20 protein-coding genes and 1 riboswitch are annotated in these 20,160 nt (G+C 37.7%); of the genes, 14 read left to right on the top strand and 6 right to left on the bottom strand.

The features are described 5' to 3' along the window. The first annotated feature begins 94 nt into the window (after positions 1-94). The 5 genes from BN988_RS10195 (at position 95) to BN988_RS10170 (ending at position 4,512) form a co-directional block, all read left to right on the top strand. Entirely contained in the window at positions 95-478 is a 384-nt protein-coding gene (locus BN988_RS10195) for a DUF192 domain-containing protein (RefSeq protein WP_051557808.1), read from the top strand. A gap of 317 nt (positions 479-795) precedes the next feature. Further along, positions 796-2,022, top strand: a complete 1,227-nt coding sequence (locus BN988_RS10190; protein WP_147629706.1) for a TolB family protein — start codon at positions 796-798, stop codon at positions 2,020-2,022. A gap of 522 nt (positions 2,023-2,544) precedes the next feature. Further along, positions 2,545-3,000 (top strand): GNAT family N-acetyltransferase, encoded by a 456-nt coding sequence (locus BN988_RS10180; RefSeq protein ID WP_036575862.1) that lies wholly within the window; start codon positions 2,545-2,547, stop codon positions 2,998-3,000. 296 nt (positions 3,001-3,296) lie between these two features. Continuing rightward, positions 3,297-3,815, top strand: coding sequence for an NUDIX hydrolase (locus tag BN988_RS10175; protein WP_036575860.1), 519 nt, complete (start codon positions 3,297-3,299; stop codon positions 3,813-3,815). 55 nt (positions 3,816-3,870) lie between these two features. Then, positions 3,871-4,512, top strand: coding sequence for a chloramphenicol phosphotransferase CPT family protein (locus BN988_RS10170; protein WP_036575858.1), 642 nt, complete (start codon positions 3,871-3,873; stop codon positions 4,510-4,512). Positions 4,513-4,851: 339 nt separating this feature from the next. Here the strand turns inward: BN988_RS10170 and BN988_RS10165 are convergent, their stop codons facing one another. From BN988_RS10165 to BN988_RS10140, 6 genes are all read right to left on the bottom strand, one after another. Next, positions 4,852-5,748, bottom strand: a complete 897-nt coding sequence (locus BN988_RS10165) for a macrolide 2'-phosphotransferase (RefSeq protein WP_036575856.1) — start codon at positions 5,746-5,748, stop codon at positions 4,852-4,854. 23 nt (positions 5,749-5,771) lie between these two features. Then, positions 5,772-7,235 carry an Msr family ABC-F type ribosomal protection protein gene (locus BN988_RS10160; RefSeq protein ID WP_036575854.1) on the bottom strand — a complete coding sequence of 488 codons (1,464 nt, stop codon included), beginning with the start codon at positions 7,233-7,235 and terminating at the stop codon, positions 5,772-5,774. 500 nt (positions 7,236-7,735) lie between these two features. Then, positions 7,736-8,206: an S-ribosylhomocysteine lyase gene (locus tag BN988_RS10155; protein WP_036575852.1), complete on the bottom strand. Its 471-nt coding sequence runs from the start codon at positions 8,204-8,206 to the stop codon at positions 7,736-7,738. A gap of 64 nt (positions 8,207-8,270) precedes the next feature. Further along, positions 8,271-9,593, bottom strand: a complete 1,323-nt coding sequence (locus BN988_RS10150) for a Na+/H+ antiporter NhaC family protein (RefSeq protein ID WP_036575848.1) — start codon at positions 9,591-9,593, stop codon at positions 8,271-8,273. A 53-nt stretch (positions 9,594-9,646) separates the two neighbouring features. After that, complete coding sequence (locus BN988_RS10145; protein ID WP_036575845.1) at positions 9,647-10,411, bottom strand: SDR family NAD(P)-dependent oxidoreductase; 765 nt, start codon at positions 10,409-10,411, stop codon at positions 9,647-9,649. A gap of 119 nt (positions 10,412-10,530) precedes the next feature. Then, a riboswitch (SAM riboswitch) is annotated at positions 10,531-10,632 on the bottom strand. A gap of 191 nt (positions 10,633-10,823) precedes the next feature. Continuing rightward, the gene (locus BN988_RS10140) at positions 10,824-11,687 is read right to left on the bottom strand and encodes an AraC family transcriptional regulator (protein ID WP_036575842.1); all 864 of its coding nucleotides are present in this window, start codon (positions 11,685-11,687) and stop codon (positions 10,824-10,826) included. 543 nt (positions 11,688-12,230) lie between these two features. On the opposite strand from BN988_RS10140, the gene BN988_RS10135 reads away from it, so the two are divergent. The 9 genes from BN988_RS10135 (at position 12,231) to BN988_RS18870 (ending at position 20,159) form a co-directional block, all read left to right on the top strand. Then, entirely contained in the window at positions 12,231-14,351 is a 2,121-nt protein-coding gene (locus BN988_RS10135) for a BglG family transcription antiterminator (protein WP_051557806.1), read from the top strand. A gap of 27 nt (positions 14,352-14,378) precedes the next feature. Then, positions 14,379-14,819, top strand: coding sequence for a PTS sugar transporter subunit IIA (locus BN988_RS10130; protein WP_036575839.1), 441 nt, complete (start codon positions 14,379-14,381; stop codon positions 14,817-14,819). A gap of 6 nt (positions 14,820-14,825) precedes the next feature. Continuing rightward, the gene (locus tag BN988_RS10125; RefSeq protein ID WP_036576616.1) at positions 14,826-15,095 is read left to right on the top strand and encodes a PTS sugar transporter subunit IIB; all 270 of its coding nucleotides are present in this window, start codon (positions 14,826-14,828) and stop codon (positions 15,093-15,095) included. Between the two features lie 22 nt (positions 15,096-15,117). Then, positions 15,118-16,413, top strand: coding sequence for a PTS ascorbate transporter subunit IIC (locus tag BN988_RS10120; protein ID WP_036575836.1), 1,296 nt, complete (start codon positions 15,118-15,120; stop codon positions 16,411-16,413). 71 nt (positions 16,414-16,484) lie between these two features. Further along, positions 16,485-17,477, top strand: coding sequence for a phosphotriesterase family protein (locus BN988_RS10115; protein ID WP_036575834.1), 993 nt, complete (start codon positions 16,485-16,487; stop codon positions 17,475-17,477). A gap of 69 nt (positions 17,478-17,546) precedes the next feature. Beyond that, a complete protein-coding gene (locus BN988_RS10110; RefSeq protein WP_036575831.1) occupies positions 17,547-18,266 on the top strand; it encodes a creatininase family protein in 720 nt (239 codons plus the stop codon). A gap of 50 nt (positions 18,267-18,316) precedes the next feature. Next, positions 18,317-19,033: a KDGP aldolase gene (locus tag BN988_RS10105; protein WP_036575829.1), complete on the top strand. Its 717-nt coding sequence runs from the start codon at positions 18,317-18,319 to the stop codon at positions 19,031-19,033. Beyond that, entirely contained in the window at positions 19,033-19,761 is a 729-nt protein-coding gene (locus BN988_RS10100) for an SIS domain-containing protein (protein WP_036575827.1), read from the top strand. Before BN988_RS10105 ends, BN988_RS10100 begins: the two co-directional genes overlap by 1 nt. 260 nt (positions 19,762-20,021) lie before the next feature. Further along, positions 20,022-20,159, top strand: coding sequence for a hypothetical protein (locus tag BN988_RS18870; protein WP_155988279.1), 138 nt, complete (start codon positions 20,022-20,024; stop codon positions 20,157-20,159). Position 20,160 lies beyond the last annotated feature (1 nt).

The raw sequence follows: 20,160 nt of genomic DNA, 5'->3' as shown, positions 1-20,160 counted from the left end.
TTTACGCTCTCTAAGGAGCTTACCCCGTTATTTTTTCTTCTTGTTTTAACCAAATTTTTTTCACGCTTTTACTAATACTCGAAGGTGAGTGAACATGAATAGAGTAAAAACAAAATTGATATATATAATCAGTGGAAACAGGGAAACTAGGTTAACCGTTCAAGTTGCAGATACGCAAGAAAAAATTGAAAAGGGCTTAATGCTTATTGAAAAATTACCCGAAAATGAGGGGATGTTATTTGTGTTTTCAAGAAAAATATTTGGTGGCTTTTGGATGAAAGACACAGTAATTCCTTTATCTATTGCTTTTCTTGATTCAGATGGGGAAATTCTAAACATACTAGATATGGAGCCTTGTAAAGGGGATGAATGTCCTATCTATTATCCGAAATGTTTTTATCGTTATGCTATTGAAGTGAATATAGGTTGGTTTGAAAAGAATCAAATCAAAGAAGGAGATTATGTAAAGTTTAATTGAATTCATCTTACCTCTAAGAACTAGGGTAAGGTGATTTTTTATTGGATTTTTATATATTACAGAAAAACTTTGAAGAAATATACTTAAATAAACTTAACTGGTGCTATATTCCAATAAGAAGTATAGCTTTTGTAGTATTCGACTAACGAAGCTGGTTAAGAAAGACAGCTTCCGTAAAAAAAGGGGTGGTGAAATATGAAACTTATAGTAATGAAGCAGGGTAGTTGAAAATAGGATTAAGGAAAAAATCTATTCTAGATAGTTTAAGTAGGATTTTCCAGAAATATTAGGTCATCCTAAAAGCAGGAGGGATGATTTTGGTACTTCGAGTATTATTACTACTTATTCTCATTAGTTTTCATTTATCAACCATAGTTAGTGCAAGTACACCATTAAAAGCAGCATTTATTCGGGACAACCAGTTATGGATTAAAGACGGTGATACAGAAAGACAACGTACAAAAGATAAATATGTGTCTTCTCCGAAATGGTCATATGACGGTCGATTTATTGCATATATCGATGGGGATGAGCAAGGAGAAAAAACGGATTTATTCATATATGACACAAAGAAAAGAGAGAATTACCAGCCATATGTGAGGGTTGAAACAACGAACTTCAAATGGTCGCCGATTAAAAATCAAATAGCTTACAATTCAGAAGGGATACTAAATGTAACAAAAATGGAAAATGGCCGTCCACATGGTTTTAAAAATGTCTCTCTAGGTGTTAGTGATTTTGCGTGGTTTCCAAACGGAAGAGAATTTATCGTTTCTTCCCAAGCCAGTTTGCGTCCTACTGGGTGGGGGCCAATACCACTTTATAGGGTGCCCGTAGATGCGAATCTTTCTGAAGAGAAGATGAAACCTTTTTATACTATTCAAACAAAAAATCAAGGTTTCTTTGCTATTTCCGCTGAGAACTTTAAATGGAGCTATGACGGAAAGTGGGTTAGCTTTTTAGCCACTCCGACGGCTTCATGGGCAAATGATAGTAATACATTAAGCGTGTTGTCATCAGAGGGAAAGGATTTTCAAGAAATAGGAAAAATGCTTTGGTATCAGGACTGGATAAAGTGGGCTCCTTCTGCTAACAAACTCGCATATATTTCGGGAGACGGAAGATTTTTTGTTGAGAACAAGAACACCACAATTGCTGATATACCAACTTCAAAGCAGCAAAAGGAGTATACACCTAAAGGTTATGTTGATCTTGATTTGGAATGGTTTTCGCCCGAGCAGATCATTGTCGCTCGTGCCAAAGAGAACAAGCAGTGGAATGAAGGACCTGTTCCAACCATGTTCACAGCACTTTATGTTATCAATGTTAAAACAGAAGAGCAAAAACAAATCTCACTTCCAAAGAAAAATGAACTTGACAGAGATCCTCAAGTTGTTGACTCTAAACTTACTTGGTTTCGAGAGAATTTAAATAGTACAAAAGGCGATGTATGGGTGAAGGAAGGATTAACTGATCGAGAACAGATATGGATTCAGGACGTTGATTCAGCTCCAATTTTTTATACGAACAAAGGTAAGCATTGAGAATACGTTTATTAAAAAGGTTAAATAACGATTGCGATTTTTCAAAGTTGAAGGTCGCTTTTCACTTGACCAACAAGAATTTTAAATAAGAATTAAACGAGCGAGTGCAATAGTGAAAAAGGTGATCCACGTATGATCACCTTTTTTCTATGTCTAAAATACAAATTTTGTTTTTAGAATATTATGGTAGTATTGATTTAGGAAAAGTTAATAATACAGGGGGAAAAGATAGTATAAAGTGCATATTGATTCTGATAATCATCTTTCTATTCTAGAACCGAGTCACGGAAGCGAATTGTTTAAAGTAATAGATGAAAGTCGCGAAAATATTGGGAAATGGCTATCTTTCCCTGAGAAAACAAAAAAGGTAGATGATTCAGTAGCCTTCATTGAAAGAAGAATGGATTCTAACAGATATTTAATTCAGTGCTTATTATCCTAACCGGGGGTAGCTCAACAAGGATATCGTCAATACGCCGTTTATTTTTAACTACAACATTTACGCTATTGGGTGGGGATTATATGAAGAGGTTTGATGTAAAACATATAAATAATCTATTTAATTTTAATTTAGATGGTTTAATACAGCAAAGTAAAGAAGATGGTTTTCATTTTGTAGAGAGATTGGTAAATGATTATTCGAATGGTAGTAATACATTCAACCATGCTGGAGAAGGTTTATTTGGTGTATGTAATGAAGAAGGTGGACTTGTTGCTATTGGTGGATTAAACAGAGACCCATTCTCAAATGAACAATATATTGGTAGGTTGAGAAGGTTTTATGTGAGTAAAGCGTATAGGAGAAACGGTATAGGGAGCTTATTGGTTCAAAGGATTATAGACGAAGCAAAAGGAAATTATAAAATTTTGGTGCTTCATACAGATACCGAACAAGCTGATAAATTTTATACTTCTATTGGGTTTTCAAAGGGAGATCTTTATTCAAATTCAAGTCATTTTATGGAGTTTAACAGCTGAAATGTTATTGAAATGAAATGGGGGAACTTAAAGTGCATAAAAAGAAGTATTTTATTCTATTGACACCTATGCTACTAATTGGAGTAATTTTACTATTTTATCTTCCAGCAAGTCAGAGACCTTATCTGTTACCACTTCCTATACTTTTTTGGATAATATATTACACTTGGATATATGTGGAAAGAAAAAAGAGTTAACAGGTGCTTTAGCGCAACAAGAATACCGTCAGTTTTTTGCAGCCATCCAACTCTACGTAAAAAAAGTTCCTAATTATGGTATACATAAGGAGTTTAGCAATGGAAAAGTGGGATTTATATGATAAACATCGTAATAAAATAGAAAAACAAATAACTCGTGGAGATGAAATGACACCTGAAGAGTTTCATCTAGTAGTACACGTATGTATATTTAATTCAAAAGGGGAAATGCTCATTCAGCAGCGTCAACCCTTTAAACAAGGATGGTCGAACCTTTGGGATATAACTTGTGGTGGTAGTGCGGTTACAGGCGATACAAGTCAACAGGCTGCTTCAAGAGAGTTATTCGAGGAGTTAGGGATTCATTATAACTTTGAAAAGGTTCGTCCCCACTTTACTATTAACTTTGAACGCGGCTTTGATGACTATTATTTAATTGAATATGATGTAGATTTGAATGAATTGACGTTACAGGATGAAGAGGTACAAGCAGTCAAATGGGCGTCTAAAGAGGAGATCATAAAGCTAATTGAACTCAAAAAATTCATACCCTATTATGAAAGTATTATTGCGTTTCTTTTTGAGGGTCGACATCATTATGGCTCTATTCGTCTGTAAATCTAAAGAGTTTTGCTATTATTAGAGTACTATTAAGACAAGGGGAGGATGTCGAGTGCCAACTGAACATAAACTCGGTAATATTGTGATTCTAAACGGGACTCCTCGGTCTGGGAAATCAAGTATTGCAACGGTTGTCCAGAATACTTTTGATGGGGTGTGGATGAATCTGGGAGTTGATACGTTTATAAAAATGACCCCAAAAAAGTATCAACCAGGAATTGGTCTAAGACCTGGGGGAGAACGACCTGATTTAGAGCCTTTAATTGTTACATTATATCAAGCTATGTACGAGTCAATTGCAGCACACAGCCGTTTAGGCTTAAACGTTGTGGTTGATGTTGGACATCATGATTTCTATTCAGCTCCAAGGAGCATTCTTTCTAATTGTGCTACCCTGTTAAAGGGCTTCCCTGTGTTATTTGTAGGTATCCGATGTCCCTTAGATGTTGTGATGGAGCGGCGAATTGAAACGTGGAACACTGGTTACACAGAAGCGGGGGAAGTACCGCAACCCGTGATTCTTTGGCAAGACTTCGTTCATGTGCCTGGTATTTATGATTTGGAACTTGATACATCGGTCTTAAGCTCTGAAGAATGTGCAGATGCAATCCGATTGCGATTAGAAACAGAGTCATATGGTGTGGCATTTAAACGAATTGCAGATATGAGTAGAGGGGATTTTCCTGATAGATAGTACATTTAAATGAAAGGGATTTAAATACAATATGTCTACACAGTTTGAGCTATGTAGACATATTGTATTCCTTTGTGGATATTATAGTTTTCTTCCCTTTTACCCAAGATTGTAACTCCATCACGAACAGTAAATAAGCTGAGAGTAGAAAGGCTAAAAGTTGTATATGGGAAAAGTGAAAAATATACCAGTAATTCCGAAGAAGCTTGGTAGACCACATACTAAGGAAATGAAAAAATTTCAACAAAAGCAGGGCCATCAATAAAGATTCGCATACCGTTTTCTGGGAATAAGAATACGAGAATGATGGCAAACGTAAATGATAACCATAACGTTTTATTACATTTCGCTAGCTAGCATGTTTGCAGCCGTTTCATGCATCTCTTGCAAGCCAGAGATTTCGGCAAATTCAGCAACAGTGATGCCGCTTGTTGTTAGAAGTTCTACAATATGCTCATCCATTCTTGACCATGTTTTTCCACCGGCATTGTCATAAGCGTCGATTAACTTTGTTAGTCCATCACTCCCGAAAAGAAGACGATGTGACAAGAAATCGACAGAAACATCAGCAACCCCGACTTCTGACCAATCAATTAATCCAGTTACTTGATGTTTTTTATTAATGAGAATATGACCAGGATGTAGGTCGCCGTGTTTTACCCCTACATGGGAGGGCCAAAGAGAGTCTTCCGCAAGCCATGCTTGCCAGCGATCCCATAAATTTGGATTGATATCGTATTGTTTTTTTATCCGTTCCATTCGCTGTTTCATGGAAACTCTTAATTCATTGGAACGAAGAATTTCAAGCCCAATATGTTTGAACTCTTTGGGAGGTAATGAGTGTAAATCTGCTAGGGCTTTTCCTAAAGAATGATAATACGCAGATGGCACATTGGATTCATTAAAACTCCAAACGTAATTCAGTTGCTCCACGTCAATTGTAGCCGTAGGAATTCCGCTTAGTTGCTTATAAGCAATTAAGTCTCCAGAGAAGATAGACCAATTCGGAACTTGGAAGCTTGCATGGTGGTGAATGATATCTAGAGCTTTTTTCTCTTGTCGTGCATGTCTCATTGACTCAGGTCTACGTGGAATTCGCAAAATCCATTTCTCGCCATGTTGATCTTTGGCCTGGGCTACTTGAAAGTCAACGCCAGATTCATTGATGATGATACTGCTTTCGACGATATCCAATCCTTTACTCGTTGCTAATTGTTTAAGTTTTAGTTTATTCATGTTTATTCCTCCAAATATTCATGCTAATAAATTTGTTTGATGCTTTTTTCTTGTATATCGTACCTATGATCTGCCACCCGTTTAACAAACTCACGATCATGGCTAACCAATAAAACGGTTCCTTCATAATTAAGCAGAAACGTCTCGAGTGCTTTCATGCTATGAATATCTAAAAAGTTTGTTGGTTCGTCTAATAGGAGCACATTATAAGAACCCAGAAAAAGTTGGCAAAGCTTTAATCTTATAGCCTCTCCTCCACTTAACTGAGAGGTTTCTTTTTTTAGATCGTTTCCTGTAAAGTTCATCGCATGTAAAACAGCTCGGATTTTACTTTCTTCGTAATGGCTGTTTTCTTTCATTAATTCTAAAACCGTTTTATCATTACTAAATTGATAATCAAGCTGTTGATACACACCAAAACTGACTTTGGGAGAAAAGGTAATGCCTTCTCCATCATGAAGGATATGGTTTAATAACGTTGACTTTCCAGAACCATTTGTGCCAGTAATGGCAATGTTTTTACCCAACGGAAACTGAAATCTTGCATTGTCAAACAGTAATTTATCCTCCATTTTAATGGTAAGTTGGTCTGCCATGATCGGAAACTTATTATGCAATTGAAGTAGTTTTGGTTGATGAAAGCGAATTGTCTTTTCAGGTTCTATCGCTTCCACCTCTTCTAATTGTTCAACTCGTTTTTCTAATGCTTTTGCCGCTCGTTGAACCGATTTTTGACTAGTATCTTTTTGTTTAGTCATATACATGCGGTTTGCAGGTGTATTTCCTTCTTTTTTTGACATAGACTGGTTTGCTTGTGTAATTTTCTTTGCCTTTTTCATTTTTTCATCTGCAGCAGATAACAGCCTTTGTTTTTCCTTTACATATTTTTTATGTCGTTCTTGTTGTTGGATACGTTCAAGTTCCTTTTGTTGTTCATAATCAGAATAATTACCTGTATATTCGATAATCTCGCCCTCATTTATCTCCCAGATCTTTGTCACGAGCTGATCATGTAGGAAACGGTCGTGACTAACTAAAATAAGAGCTCCATAGTAGTACATTAATTCCTTGATAAGAAAATCAACGCCATTTGTATCAAGGTGAGTAGTCGGTTCGTCAATTAGTAGCCCTTCATGATAAGTAGAAAATAGCTGAGCTAGCTTCAACCGAGTTTGTTCTCCACCACTCATTTGTTTGGCATGACGATCTGGTACGTTTAATTGGCCAAGTAATTTAAAATCAGATGCTTGATAAGTAGGGAACTCGGTTTGTTTAAAATACTCAAAATCAATCAAACGGTTTACATGTCCTTTATTAGGTTCGAGATCTTGGTGTAAAAGCTGTAATAATGTGCTTTTTCCACTGCCGTTTTTCCCAACGACACCAATTCGATCAAACTGATGGACTTTCAGGTTATGAATCGTGAGAATGGTTCGGTCCAAAAATGAAACTTCTATATCTTTCAATTCCAAAACTAGTTTTTGCATTATTACACTCCCTTTTTTTATGGAATTTAAAGGGATGTAATCATAAAAAAACCACAGACAAGCTACTGTCTGTGGTAAAGAGTAAACGAGGTATAGCAAAATAGACGTCTTCCTTCGTAAGTGCGAAAAAACATACGAAAAAAAGACAGATGAATATCTGCCTTTCTTCACGTCAAAAGTGTATACTTCTCCGTCGAAGATTATTAAAAATGTGCAGACTACTCCCGTTTACTCTGTTTTATGAAAACAGAGCCTTTGAACATATTAAGTTACCTATTGTTCAAAGTTTGCTGGCGTAATCTTCCTGATGGCATCATTTTTAATAACCCTCCTTTCCTTAATATTACATACACTATACATTTGCTTATTATCATTGTCAATAAAAACCCTGAGAAATTAGTCTTTTTCTGGTCTAATGACAGAGATTTTTTCGTTAGTATAATGCATTTTCGGTTATTAAAAAGGTGAACAGCCCAGTCAACTGTTCACCTTTTCCATTCTTATTCTTCACCAAATACAAAAGCCCATTCTGATCGTTTAGCAAGAAAATCTTCTGCTAGTGCTTTTGCACCTTCTAGGCTATGGCTTGCTGCCCAACCACATTGCACTTCATTACAGGCAGGAACTTCTGTTGCTTCTAAGATATCTTTTAACGTTGCTTCCACAGCCTCTAATACCTCGTCATAATTATCATGATTAATAACTGATAAGTAAAAGCCTGTTTGACAACCCATTGGACCTAAATCAATGACACTACTGTGATGATTGCGGATATTTTCAGCCATTAAATGTTCTAATGAATGGAGTGCAGGCATTTCCATATACTCCTGATTTGGTTGTTTGAGACGGAGGTCGTACTTGTGAACAACGTCGCCGTTTGCCCCAGTAGTAGTCCCGGCAAGACGAATATAAGGTGCTCTCACTTTTGTATGATCAAGATTAAAGCTTTCAACGTTCATTTTTTTAACCATGTATTCCACTCCTAATAGTATATTTTTCTAGATTTATATGCTTTTTACCAGATTAGATGTTTCGTTAAGCTGTTTTTTTACTTCCCTTAGCGGCTTTCTTTCCCTTGTGTTTAGGGAAGCCAATGAGAATGGCAATAATTCCACATAGGATGATGGCAATCGGGTAGAAGGAATACGGCAAGATGCTAATTGGTGAGATAGCTGCTAAACCTGCAGCTGCAAGCATTTGCCCACCGTATGGAACGATACCTTGCCATCCGCCAGCAAATATGTCGAGAATACTGGCTGATTTTCTAGGATCAATATCGTATTCATCGGAAATATTTTTTGCTAATGGACCTGTTACAATAATGGAAATGGTGTTGTTGGCCGTTGCAATGTCGGTTGCACTTACTAAACCTGCAATCCCAAGCTCCGCACCTTTTTTCGTTTTAATTCTACGCGTTATAAAGTTTAATAACCACTGAATCCCGCCGTTATGCTGGATAATTCCAATCATCCCACCAATTAATAGGGCAACAATTGCAATATCTTCCATATTCATGATTCCCTGTGAAATAGCTTGAATGAAACTAGATAACGTATATGAACCATCTATTAAGCCAATAATCCCAGCGAAAACGATGCCGCCAATTAATACGACTAAGACATTAACGCCAGCTAAGGCGGCAATGAGTACCGCTATATAAGGTAAAACCTTCACGAAATCAAACGCGTAATCGCCAATGGTATCGATTTCGGCTCCAGCGGTCACGATCCATAAAAGAATCGCGGTTACAATTGCGCCAGGTAGAACAATGAAAAAGTTGGTTTTAAATTTATCACTCATTTTTGTTTTCTGGGTCCGGACAGCTGCGATGGTGGTATCGGAAATCATGGATAGATTATCACCAAACATTGCGCCACCTATAACCGTTCCCATCGCAAGCGCTATTGGTATGCCTGTTTGCTCCGCGATCCCAATGCCAATTGGTGCTAGCGCGGCCACGGTACCCATGGATGTTCCCATTGATACAGAGATGAAGCATCCTACAATAAAGAGTCCAACCATTAATAGATTAGGAGGAATAACGGATAATCCCAAGTTTACGGTGGAATCTACAGCCCCCATGTCCCTAGCTGTTTGAGCGAATGCCCCGGCCATTACAAAAATTACCGCCATTAAGATAATATTCGGATGTCCTGCGCCTTTCGTAAAGATATCAATCTTGCTAGATAGCTTTTCTTTTCGGTTCATGGCGAGAGCAAAAGCCGCCGCAATAATAATCGCAACGTTTAATGGCATATTGGAGAAGTCTCCAGAAATAACGCCAGTGCCAATAAATAGTAATACAAAGATAAGTAACGGAAGTAGTGCAAGTGCATTTCCTTTTTTCGCATTAGCCATCAAAATATCCTCCTTCATTTTGATTTTTTAGTGGGTAAGCATGTAACAAGAGATTAGTTCATGGTCATCCCACCCGTAACATTGATTCCTTGGCCAGTCATGTAATCGGAGTAGGTGGATGCAAGAAAAACAACGACATTCGCGATGTCAGATGGTACAGCAGTTCTACCCAAGGGAACTTGTGAATTATCTTCATGTTTAATATCTTCAGCTTGAAGACCGCGTAGGTGGCCGCCAATCACTCTTTCTGATTGTTTCATCGTTGTTTCCACGATTCCTGGGCAAACGGCATTCACATTAATATTGTCTTTGGCTAGTTCTAGTGCAGCCACTTTTGTCATCCCTAGTACCGCGTGTTTTGAAGCAACATAACTACCCATTAGTTGGTAGCCGTTTTTCCCAGCTTGTGAGGCAATGTTAATGATTTTTCCACCTTGGCCTTGAGCTTGTAGTTGTTTCGCAACAGATTGCATGCAAAGGTAGACCCCTTTAGCATTCACATCGATTGTTTTATCCCAGTCTTGCTCTTTTATATCAACAAAATAGTCCATCGTGGAAATCCCCGCATTATTGACTAAAATGTCTACTCTGCCGAAATGATCAATAACCGAAGCAACCACCGTGGTTACTTGCTCCGGATTGGACACATCGGCCTGAACATGAAACGTATTAGCTGTTGTTTCATCATGTGTCTCAGCCATATCTACAACCGCAACTTTTGCCCCGCAATCTAAAAATGCCTCCACAATCGCCTTTCCAATACCATGTGCACCACCCGTGACAATGGCCACTTTATTGGTTAAATCCATCGTATACATAAAAAACATACTCCTTTCCTGTTGCCCTGCTGTACATTTAGTTTGCGAAAGTAAAATGCAAACAAAAAAGGCCTCTTCTATAGCAAGAAGAGACCTTAAACGTCAACGTTAAAATACTCTTCTTATCTTCAAGCGTTACGCTTCTGGAATTGGCACATTACTCTAAAAGAGCTGCTGCCGAGGTATCGTAGGGCCAGTCCCTCCACCTCTCTGGATAAGAAAATTCGTGATATGTAATTTGTAGATTAAAGATACAGTAAAATGAAATTACCGTCAAGTGATTTTTTTGATAATTAAGAAATAGAGAGGTGATGTTTTGGGTTTGTGGTCATTAAAGAGGGGGGAGGATTTTTATAAGAAGAGCAACGCCCCTTAGTCAGCGTTGCTCTTCATTCATTATAAGTCCTCGTATTTATCTTTTCCTCACTGGAATCCAGACTTCACTATAGGCATAATCCGCTTTCTGTTCATCCATTTTAGTAAACGAAAAGGTAGGGGCAGGGATCACTTCATAATCGGAAGAGGGGAGCCATTCTGAATAGGTCTTTGCCATGGTTTCTTGCAGTGTTGATGGGAATGGACCTTCATTAGGAAAGATCGCCCATGTACAGGCATCCACGGTTACTTTATCTAATTGACCACTGACGTTATCTTCCGTTGTTAATACACCGATCAAGTGCGTTAAATCGCCTTCCTCTTTCAGAAATTGAGCATCTGCATCATAGGAAGCATTCACGATCTCATATGGTTCTAAATTTTGCAGAGAATGCATTTCCTCTTTTTGTTCATCTGTTATATTCTTCGCAAGCTCGACAATCGCGTTATTCACTCCTTCGAATTGCATTGGCACACGTTTACTTACACCAACTAAATTAAATGTTGGCTTATCTTCTATTCTAAATTCCATTGTAGTTCCTCCTTGTACTGTTATGACAAATGTGAACTTCGGAAACGTTTTGCTTACTCCTCTTTTCATTACTTCTGAGGGTAGAAAACCGTTCCATTTTTTAAATGCTCTGCTAAAGCCGTCCACTGACTGATATCCATATTTGAAAGCAACATCTGTTACTTTTTCTCCTCGCAACAAGTCCTTATTTGCCTCTGATAGTCTTCTGTTTTTTATATATTCATTTAGTGTCATTCCGGATAGGTAAAAAAATATTTTTCTAAAGTGATAATCGGAAACCCCGGCATATTCAGAAATAGTTTCAAGCGACAAATCATCCGTTAACCGTTCTTCAATATATTCAATGACTTGGTTTAATTCCTTTAACACGTTATCCCTCCTTTCTGTTAATCCCGGTGCCACCGTCCGTAAGACTCCAACTCCAAAACATGGAGGGGGAGTAAAACGGACGCTAACATCCCGATTCGTTCAACTAACAATCATTGGGGAAGAACGATAATCCCCACTGATTGAAGTTTCACTTTATATGATAGCAAAGAAATATTTTAAATACTCGACATGTTTAGGGTGATAAATATCGGTTTGATTGCCCTTTTTCATACCATTTCATAAAAAGATCACATTTTGAATTCAATTAATCAAATATAATTAGTATTGTATATTACTTAATCTATGGAATGAGGAAATAGCCTATTTGCCATACGGTTCCAATTTACGGTGGAACCGTATGTAAAACTCCTACTGATATAAGTTTCACTTTATATTACTCGACAGATTCATTAGGTTACTCGACCTTCAGTACAACTTTGCACAATACGATGTGGTTCATTTGGTCTTATTATGTAGGCTATATTTTAATAAAATATAGGTATAGAACATACTACTTATGAACTATTGATTAGGGGGATAAAGATGGATCAACGTAGTATGGCAGTATTAAATCAGTTACTGATTCAAGATTCATACATTACCATCCAAGAACTTGCAACCTTGTTAAATGTATCACGGCGCACGATTTATAGTGACCTTGACAAAATAAATAATTGGCTTAATGACCATCAATTAGAAGAGGTCAAGCAAGTGAGAGGGCAAGGCATATATATCGATGAACAAACTAAAAAAGATATTACTGCCAAACATTCTTCATCAAGAGCGACGTACTACGAATTCTCTCCTGTAGAAAGAAGGGCTTGGATTTATATACATGTTGTTGGGGAGAAAAAGGCTTACTTTTTAGAGGATATCAGACAAATTTTTGAAGTAAGTCGAAATACAGTCCTAGATGATATTAAGAAGCTTAAAGAAGAAATGAAAACGAACCAGTTATATTTTTATTCTGATCGTAAGACTGGGTACTCGATAAAAGGAAATGAAAACGATATCAGAAGGCTGTTGATCTATTATCTATCTTTGGTTACACCAAAAGAAAGCTGGTACAGCATTTTGTGTAATCTACAAAATTCTTCTATCAACATAGAAGACCAGGCTTTTAGACCATATTTAAGCTTTGATCTCTCATTGGTGCATCTACTAAGGCAATTATTACAGAAGCATGAGCAGCGTTTTAGGGTGGAGTTTACTGATGAAGTTTTTAATAATATTGTCGTTTGGTTTCACTTTTTCTTAAAGCGAATAGAGCAAGGGAAATTTGTTGAGGTAGATGTAGTTGAGAAGGAAGTAATAAAAACAACTGATGAATACACAGGCGTTAAGTCCCTTTGTAACCGCTTATCCGACTCGTTAAAAACGGAAATGCCGTCTGATGAAATTTATTATTTTGCCAAGTACCTCCTTAGTGCAAAGGTTAACTATAATTTTAGGCCACAAATGGAAAGTGAGGAGATGAAAGCACTTCTTCAGGTGGTAGAAAAGATGGTCTCCTCTTTTCAGTTACATGCTGCAATTGAATTCCAAGAACCAGAGCAGATGATCCAGAATTTGCTACTACACTTAAAGCCTGCGTACTACAGGATTAAATACGGAATTGAAGTAGAAAATGTTTTACGGGATTCGGTTAGCCAAAATTATTTTGAGGTCTTCCATCTAACAAAGAAAGTAGTCCATCATTTTGAAGATTTGATTGGTGAACCCATTAGTGAAAATGAAATTGCATATATTACGATTCACTTTGGAGGATGGCTTCGTAAGGAAGGGGTGATGCTTGAACAAACTAGGAAGAGAATGCTTATTGTTTGTACGAATGGGCTGGGTACATCGAGGCTGTTAGAAAGTCAACTTGAGGGGCTTTTCACTGACGTAGAAACGGTAGGGGTAACCTCCTTAAGAGAGTATGAAAAAATGGATCTACATGTCGACTTTATTGTGTCGACCATCCAGCTCACCGAAAGAGGAATCCCAGTCTTTGTTGTGAATCCTGTATTGGATAATAAAGACAAAGAGCAGCTATTGAAAAAAGTAAACAGTTTGTTTGATCGTACATCAAGAAAACAAGTTTACTCTGTAGAAACAGTCCTGGATATTGTTCAAAGATACGCTACTATCGAGGATAATGAATCCTTATCTAAGGAGCTTCGAAGGTATTTCCAAGCACCTCTTAATGTAGAAAATGAAATTAAGAAACCGAATTTAAATGAACTTTTACCACCAGAAAGAATCTTGATGAAGAAGCAAGTAGAAGGCTGGGAAAAGGCAATAAAGGTTGCAGCTGAACCTTTGTTGACACAAGGATATATTCAAGAGAGTTATATTGTAGAAATGATTAAAAATGTTAAGAGGTCTGGTCCTTATATTGTTATATCCCACCATTTTGCCCTCCCCCATGCGAATCCAGATGATGGGGTAATGAAAACGGGGATGAGCATGCTCCATTTGGAAGAAGCTGTTGACATATTAGGGAAACCTGTACAAATTATGGTTGTTTTAGCTTCACGGGATAACGAACAGCATTTAAAGGCATTGGCGCAGCTAACGAAATTATTTTCTGATAAAGCGACTATGGAATATATGCTGCAAGCAACGGATAGACGTGAAGTAAACAAATTCATACAGACATATTCAACGGAGATTAATTAAACAGCAAGGGATAGGTGAGTGAAAGAGATGAGATTTTTAGAAAAAGACATTGTATCAGTTGGTGTAGAAGCAGCGGATGCAGAGGATGCTATTGAAATTGCGGGAGACTTACTGAGGCAAGCTGGACTTGTAGAAAAATCATACATTGAAGCGATGAAGTTTTCCTATCAAAAAAACGGACCTTACTTTGTACTAGCGCCCAGTATTGCCATTCCACATGCACGACCAGAGGATGGGGTAAATGAAGCTTCTGTTTCATTTGTGCAATTAAAGGAACCTGTGGTGTTTGGTCATTCTTCAAACGATCCGGTACGACTTGTATTTGGATTAGGGGCATCTTCGAGTGAGGAACATATCACCTTACTTCGAAAATTAACTGGGCTACTCAATGACTCTGGCAATGTAGAAAAATTAACTTCGGCAACAACTTATGAAGAAATAAAAAACATTTTAGAAATGGAGAGATAAGTGATGATGAAAGTACTTACTGTTTGCGGACTAGGTCAGGGAACAAGCTTAATCTTGAAAATGAATGTTGAACAAGCATTAGCAGATAAAGGAATTAGTGCGGAGGTGGAGCATATGGATGTTTCGACTGCTTCAACAATGCAGGCGGATTATATCATTACAAGTAATGAATTAGCAGAAAGCCTTGTGGAGCATAGCGCAAAAGTCTTCATAGTTAATAACTATTTTGATATGGAAGAAATAAACAATGCAATAGATGAGAACATCGAAAGTTAAATTAACAGGGGGGGAAACGTAAATGGATGCTATTTTTTGGGTAGCAACGAATATTTTTGGGCAAGCAGCGATTCTACTAGGTTTCATCGTTCTATTAGGATTACTACTACAGAAAAAAACGGCGAGTCAGGTAATTAGCGGTACGTTTAAAGCCATTATTGGTTTCTTAATCATAAGTGCTGGTTCCACCGTAATCACAGGAGCCTTGACTGTCTTTGAACCGTTGTGGAAAGAAGTTTTTAATCTTTCGGCAGAGCCGCTTGGTGATTTCATGGGCCAAGAAGCATTTAACGCGAAGTATGGTAGTGCTGTTACTTTAGCAATGACGTTAGGATTTGTTATTAACGTTTTACTAGCTAGGTTTACTAGATTTAAATATATTTATTTAACTGGTCATATGATGTTCTGGACAACCACCATTTTTGCTGGAATTGTTGTTCAAACTGCTGGAGATGTTTCCTTCGGTAAACTCGTTATATTCTTAGCCGTGTTTATGGGGTTATATTGGACACTTCAGCCTGCTATAACCCAGCCTTTTATGAGGAAGATCATGGGAAATGATAATATCGCACTTGGACATACATCAGCCTCTGTATCCTTATTAGCTGCTTTGGCTGGTAAATATTTAGGTAATAAAGAAAATGATTCTGAGAAAATAAAACTACCAAAAGGATTAGAATTTCTCAGAGATTCAAACGTTATTACCGCTTTGACAATGGGTTTATTATTCTTAGTTGGAGCAATAATTATTTCCTTTAAGGATACACCAGGGGCTCAGGCGCTAGTAGATGCTGCAGGAGATCAAAACTTTATTGTTTATTCTATTATACAGTCATTCACATTTGCTGCAGGTATTGCAGTTGTACTACTAGGTGTGCGTATGTTCATTGGGGAGATGGTTCCTGCCTTTAAGGGAATTGCAACGAAAATTGTACCTGGTGCGAAACCAGCGCTAGATAGCCCAGTTGTCTTTCCTTTTGCACCAAACGCAGTAATCCTAGGGTTCTTGGGATCGTTCGTTGGGGCAATAATTTGGTTGGTGATATTAGGGAATACAGTTAGCTATGTGTTTGTACCAACGATGATCGTGCTATTCTTCCACTCTGCTACTGCAGGGGTATTCGGAAATGCCACAGGTGGGGTTAGAGGTGCCATTATGGGTGGTTTCATTACCTCAACTGTCGTGGCATGGGGACAATTTGTAATGGTGAAAATGCTTTTACCTGGGACAGTACCAGATACAGCAATGTGGGCAGCGGATTCCGACATGTTCATCTTAGGCCCAATCATCCGATTTTTAGCACAATTATTTTTCTAGAATAAGAGAGTTAGGGGATGTATGTCCCCTTTTTCAAGTTTAATTAATAAATTACATCAGGGGTGATTTCAATGAGTTTTATTAGAACATTTCATGGCGATATAGAGCCATCAAAATTAGGTTTTACCTATTCACACGAACATATTGTATGTCGTCCACCATATTGGGTTGAACAAGAGAAAGACGATCTGCTTTTAGATGACAGGGAAAAATCCAAACTGGATGTCCAAGATTTCAAAAATCTCGGCGGACAGGCGATTGTTGATGCCACGGCAGTGGACTATGGGCGTGACGTGCAAGCAGTTAAAGAGATTGCAGAAGAAACTGGCGTTACGATTATTGGGACTGCAGGATTTAACAAAAGTTTTCTATGGGATGCCCCAATCCCTGAACATGTTAAAAGACTAACAGGCGACTATGATAGGTATTCTGAATGGATAGAGGCAAAATCAATTAACGAGCTAGCTGATTTCGTAATCCGTGAAGTGGAAGAGGGACTTGAAGGAACGACTATACGGGGAGGACAGGTGAAATTTGGTACAGGCTATAACAGGATAACACCATTAGAGGAAAAAACATTACGCGCGGTTGCAAGAGCACACCATGAAACAAAGGCGCCTTTGCATTCTCATACAGAAGCAGGAACAATGGGGCTTGAACAAATTGAATTACTAAAGAGTGAAGGTATAAATTTAGAATATATTAGTTTTGGCCATATGGATCGAAACCCCGATCCTTATTATCATGAGAAAGTAGCCCAAACTGGTGCATTACTATCTTTTGATGGCATTTCGAAAATTAAATATGCACCAGAAAGCACCCGAATTCAATGTATCCTAGAACTTGTTAAAAAGGGATATGAGGATCAGATTTTAGTAAGTGGTGACACAGCAAGAAAGTCTTACTATAAACATTATGATTATGGATTAGGCTTGGAATATATTATTGGCAAATGGGTTCCACGATTCATTGATGAAGCAAATCAAAATGGCTTTGATGGCGCAAAGTTAATTAATAAGTTTTTCATCCAAAACCCTGCACGTTGCTTCACATTTAAAAAATAGGTTGAAAGGCATTGTAACGGCCTTACATTACTACCTTGGAAAATTTTTAATAAATTGGATGGTGATAAAATGGAATTCCAATATGAAAATTCGTTTGACGTAAAAGAAAAAATTAATCAATCAAAAATTGCTATCTTACCAGTTGGTGCGGTAGAGGCACATGGCCCGCATTTACCACTGGGGACGGATAATTTCCTTGCGGAGCGGCTCTCCCACAAATTGGCAGAACGAACAAAGGCTTTTATATTACCGACTTTACCTTATGGGCAAGTATGGAGCCTACGCAATTTTCCTGGAAGTATCAATATAAAAAATAATTCCATGATTGCTTTTCTCGTTGATATTGGAGAAAGTCTATATAAACAAGGCTTCAAAACATTTGTTATGGTAAATGGCCATTTAGGGAATCAAACGGCATTAAAAGAAGCGGCACGTGTGTTGTATGAATCGTGCCCAGAAATGCGGGTGATTTATTTCTTTTATCCTGGTATGAACAATGCTGCAGCTGAAGTGAGAGAAAAAAGCTCAACTCATAATACTTACTTCCACGCATGTGAAATTGAAACATCGTTCATGCTTTACCTTGCACCTGAATTGGTAAACATGGAAAAGGCACTTACAGATATACCAACTATTCCTCAGCATGCAGATTTCACTCCTACACCTTGGGAGGATTTTACAGAAACAGCTGTATTAGGAGATGCAAGCCTAGCTACGAAACAGAAAGGCGAACATATTATTAATACAGCTTTGGAGAATATGGTCAAAATCATGGAAGACCTAAAATAATAGTAGATAACATATGGAATTAGTATGAAATAGTAAAGGTGTGACACGCCATGAAAGAAAAACTTTATGATAAATTTCTATTCAATTTTTTAGCGAATGACCGCGAGAATGCTGAGGCAATAATAGAAGCTGGATCAGGTTATGTAGTACCAGGCATTGTATCAGATAAATTTGATACTGTTGACGCGGCTGTAAAGAAGGTAGAGGAATTAAAATCTATTACGAATACGGTGAGTATCGGCCTCGGTGGGGGTGGAAATCCTGCTAATTGGAAAAAGGTCTTAGACATAGCGGTTGCCTCAAGCCCAGGCCATATCAACCAGCCATTTGAAACTACATCCTATGCGAGACGCTATCTTGATAGAAAAGGTGCTCCAGCTCAATTAGTCAATGCACTTATTCAACCAACAGGAGAAGTAGGGAAGATTAAATTAGCTGTTTCACAACAAGTAATGCAAGTCGAGGAATTTATTGAAGTAGCAAGAGGATATGGGATTGAGAGTATAAAAATGATGCCAATTAAGGGTACGCAACACCTAGAAGAATTAGTATATCTAACGAGAGTGGCTGCTACAAAAGGGATTCGCGGTGTGGAACCTGCAGGTGGAATCGATGTAAACAACATAAAAGCGATTTTTACAGCAATAAAAGATATCGATATTGATTTCTTTATGCCACATATCTTTGGATCAACGATTGACAAAAGGACTGGAGCTACAATTCCAGCCAAAGTATCGGAGATTCTAGCAGAAGTGGAGGGATTATAATGATTGATAAATATTTCAGTAAAATTGCGGATTTACTCGCCATTGTAGAAAAAGAAGAACTGGAAGGAATGTCTCTTGCCGCAAAAAAAGTTGCGGAAGTCATACAAAATGGTGGGGTTGTCCATTTATTTGGGTGCGGCCATTCACATATTCTAACAGAAGAAGTCTATTATCGTGCAGGTGGTTTAGTTCCAATTCACCCTATTTTACATGAACCTTTAATGCTTCATGAAGGTGCTGTTCGTTCTTCTGCTTTTGAAAGAAAGAATGACTATGCAAGAACATTTATGGAATCTCAGGATATTCGAAACAGTGATCTCCTTATCGTTATCTCTACGTCAGGAAGAAATCCGGTCCCAGTAGACGTAGCGAAAATTGCTAAAAGTAAAGGAGCTTTTGTTATTGGTATAACTTCGATTTCATATTCTTCTAGCCAACCTTCGCGGCATACTAGTGAACTGCACTTATTCGATGCTGTGGATCTAGTAATTGACAATCATGCTCCGGTTGGAGATGCACTCTTATCTCATGACAAAGTAGATGTTAACTTTTCTCCTAGCTCTACGGTAATTGGATCTACCATATTAAATGCCATTTTTGCAGAATCTATTAAACAAATGGCAGACAATAACTTTGAACCACCAGTCTTTCTAAGTGGCAACATAGAAGGTGCAGATGAACATAATCAGTTATTAATCGATAAATATAAGGATCGGGTAAAGCTTTAGATGACTCATTAGAGTAGCAACATTTTATGTGATGAAAAGACACATAAAGAAGTTTGATTGAGTAATTAAGTAGAATTAGAGTGATGGATGACGAATATGCTCTAATTCTACTTAATAAGTAAATTCTTATCAGTTACGACCGCACTTAATATCCTCCTCAGACTTAAAAACCCCTTTTTACTACTCTACTTATCACTAGACTCGCTACACCAAAATCAATGATCCCTAGCATAATTGGTATTATGGCATAAGAAAACAGGTTGGACCCGATCCCACTATCAAAAGGGGAAGATAAGATTGCGATAATAAGAATAGAAGAAGTAATCGTTGCTGGAACTGAATATTTAATCATCCCAAAGAATAAAGGAATGAGAGACATTCCAGCACTACTGCTGTAAC

Source organism: Oceanobacillus picturae, from assembly GCF_000612865.1.
Taxonomy (GTDB): Bacteria; Bacillota; Bacilli; order Bacillales; family Amphibacillaceae; genus Oceanobacillus_B; species Oceanobacillus_B jordanicus.
The sequence above is the reverse complement of the archived record's forward strand: the minus strand, read 5'-3'. Positions and strand labels throughout refer to the sequence as shown.

Bases quoted from the DNA above. Each gene is read 5' to 3' on its own strand.
- BN988_RS10145 (WP_036575845.1), bottom strand. From the start codon at position 10,411: ATGTATACGATGGATTTAACCAATAAAGTGGCCATTGTCACGGGTGGT.
- BN988_RS10105 (WP_036575829.1), top strand. From the start codon at position 18,317: ATGAAAGAAAAACTTTATGATAAATTTCTATTCAATTTTTTAGCGAAT.
- BN988_RS10135 (WP_051557806.1), top strand. From the start codon at position 12,231: ATGGATCAACGTAGTATGGCAGTATTAAATCAGTTACTGATTCAAGAT.
- BN988_RS10110 (WP_036575831.1), top strand. From the start codon at position 17,547: ATGGAATTCCAATATGAAAATTCGTTTGACGTAAAAGAAAAAATTAAT.
- BN988_RS10165 (WP_036575856.1), bottom strand. From the start codon at position 5,748: ATGAATAAACTAAAACTTAAACAATTAGCAACGAGTAAAGGATTGGAT.
- BN988_RS10120 (WP_036575836.1), top strand. From the start codon at position 15,118: ATGGATGCTATTTTTTGGGTAGCAACGAATATTTTTGGGCAAGCAGCG.
- BN988_RS10100 (WP_036575827.1), top strand. From the start codon at position 19,033: ATGATTGATAAATATTTCAGTAAAATTGCGGATTTACTCGCCATTGTA.
- BN988_RS10150 (WP_036575848.1), bottom strand. From the start codon at position 9,593: ATGGCTAATGCGAAAAAAGGAAATGCACTTGCACTACTTCCGTTACTT.
- BN988_RS10175 (WP_036575860.1), top strand. From the start codon at position 3,297: ATGGAAAAGTGGGATTTATATGATAAACATCGTAATAAAATAGAAAAA.
- BN988_RS10125 (WP_036576616.1), top strand. From the start codon at position 14,826: ATGAAAGTACTTACTGTTTGCGGACTAGGTCAGGGAACAAGCTTAATC.
- BN988_RS10180 (WP_036575862.1), top strand. From the start codon at position 2,545: ATGAAGAGGTTTGATGTAAAACATATAAATAATCTATTTAATTTTAAT.
- BN988_RS10160 (WP_036575854.1), bottom strand. From the start codon at position 7,235: ATGCAAAAACTAGTTTTGGAATTGAAAGATATAGAAGTTTCATTTTTG.
- BN988_RS10130 (WP_036575839.1), top strand. From the start codon at position 14,379: ATGAGATTTTTAGAAAAAGACATTGTATCAGTTGGTGTAGAAGCAGCG.
- BN988_RS10195 (WP_051557808.1), top strand. From the start codon at position 95: ATGAATAGAGTAAAAACAAAATTGATATATATAATCAGTGGAAACAGG.
- BN988_RS10155 (WP_036575852.1), bottom strand. From the start codon at position 8,206: ATGGTTAAAAAAATGAACGTTGAAAGCTTTAATCTTGATCATACAAAA.
- BN988_RS10115 (WP_036575834.1), top strand. From the start codon at position 16,485: ATGAGTTTTATTAGAACATTTCATGGCGATATAGAGCCATCAAAATTA.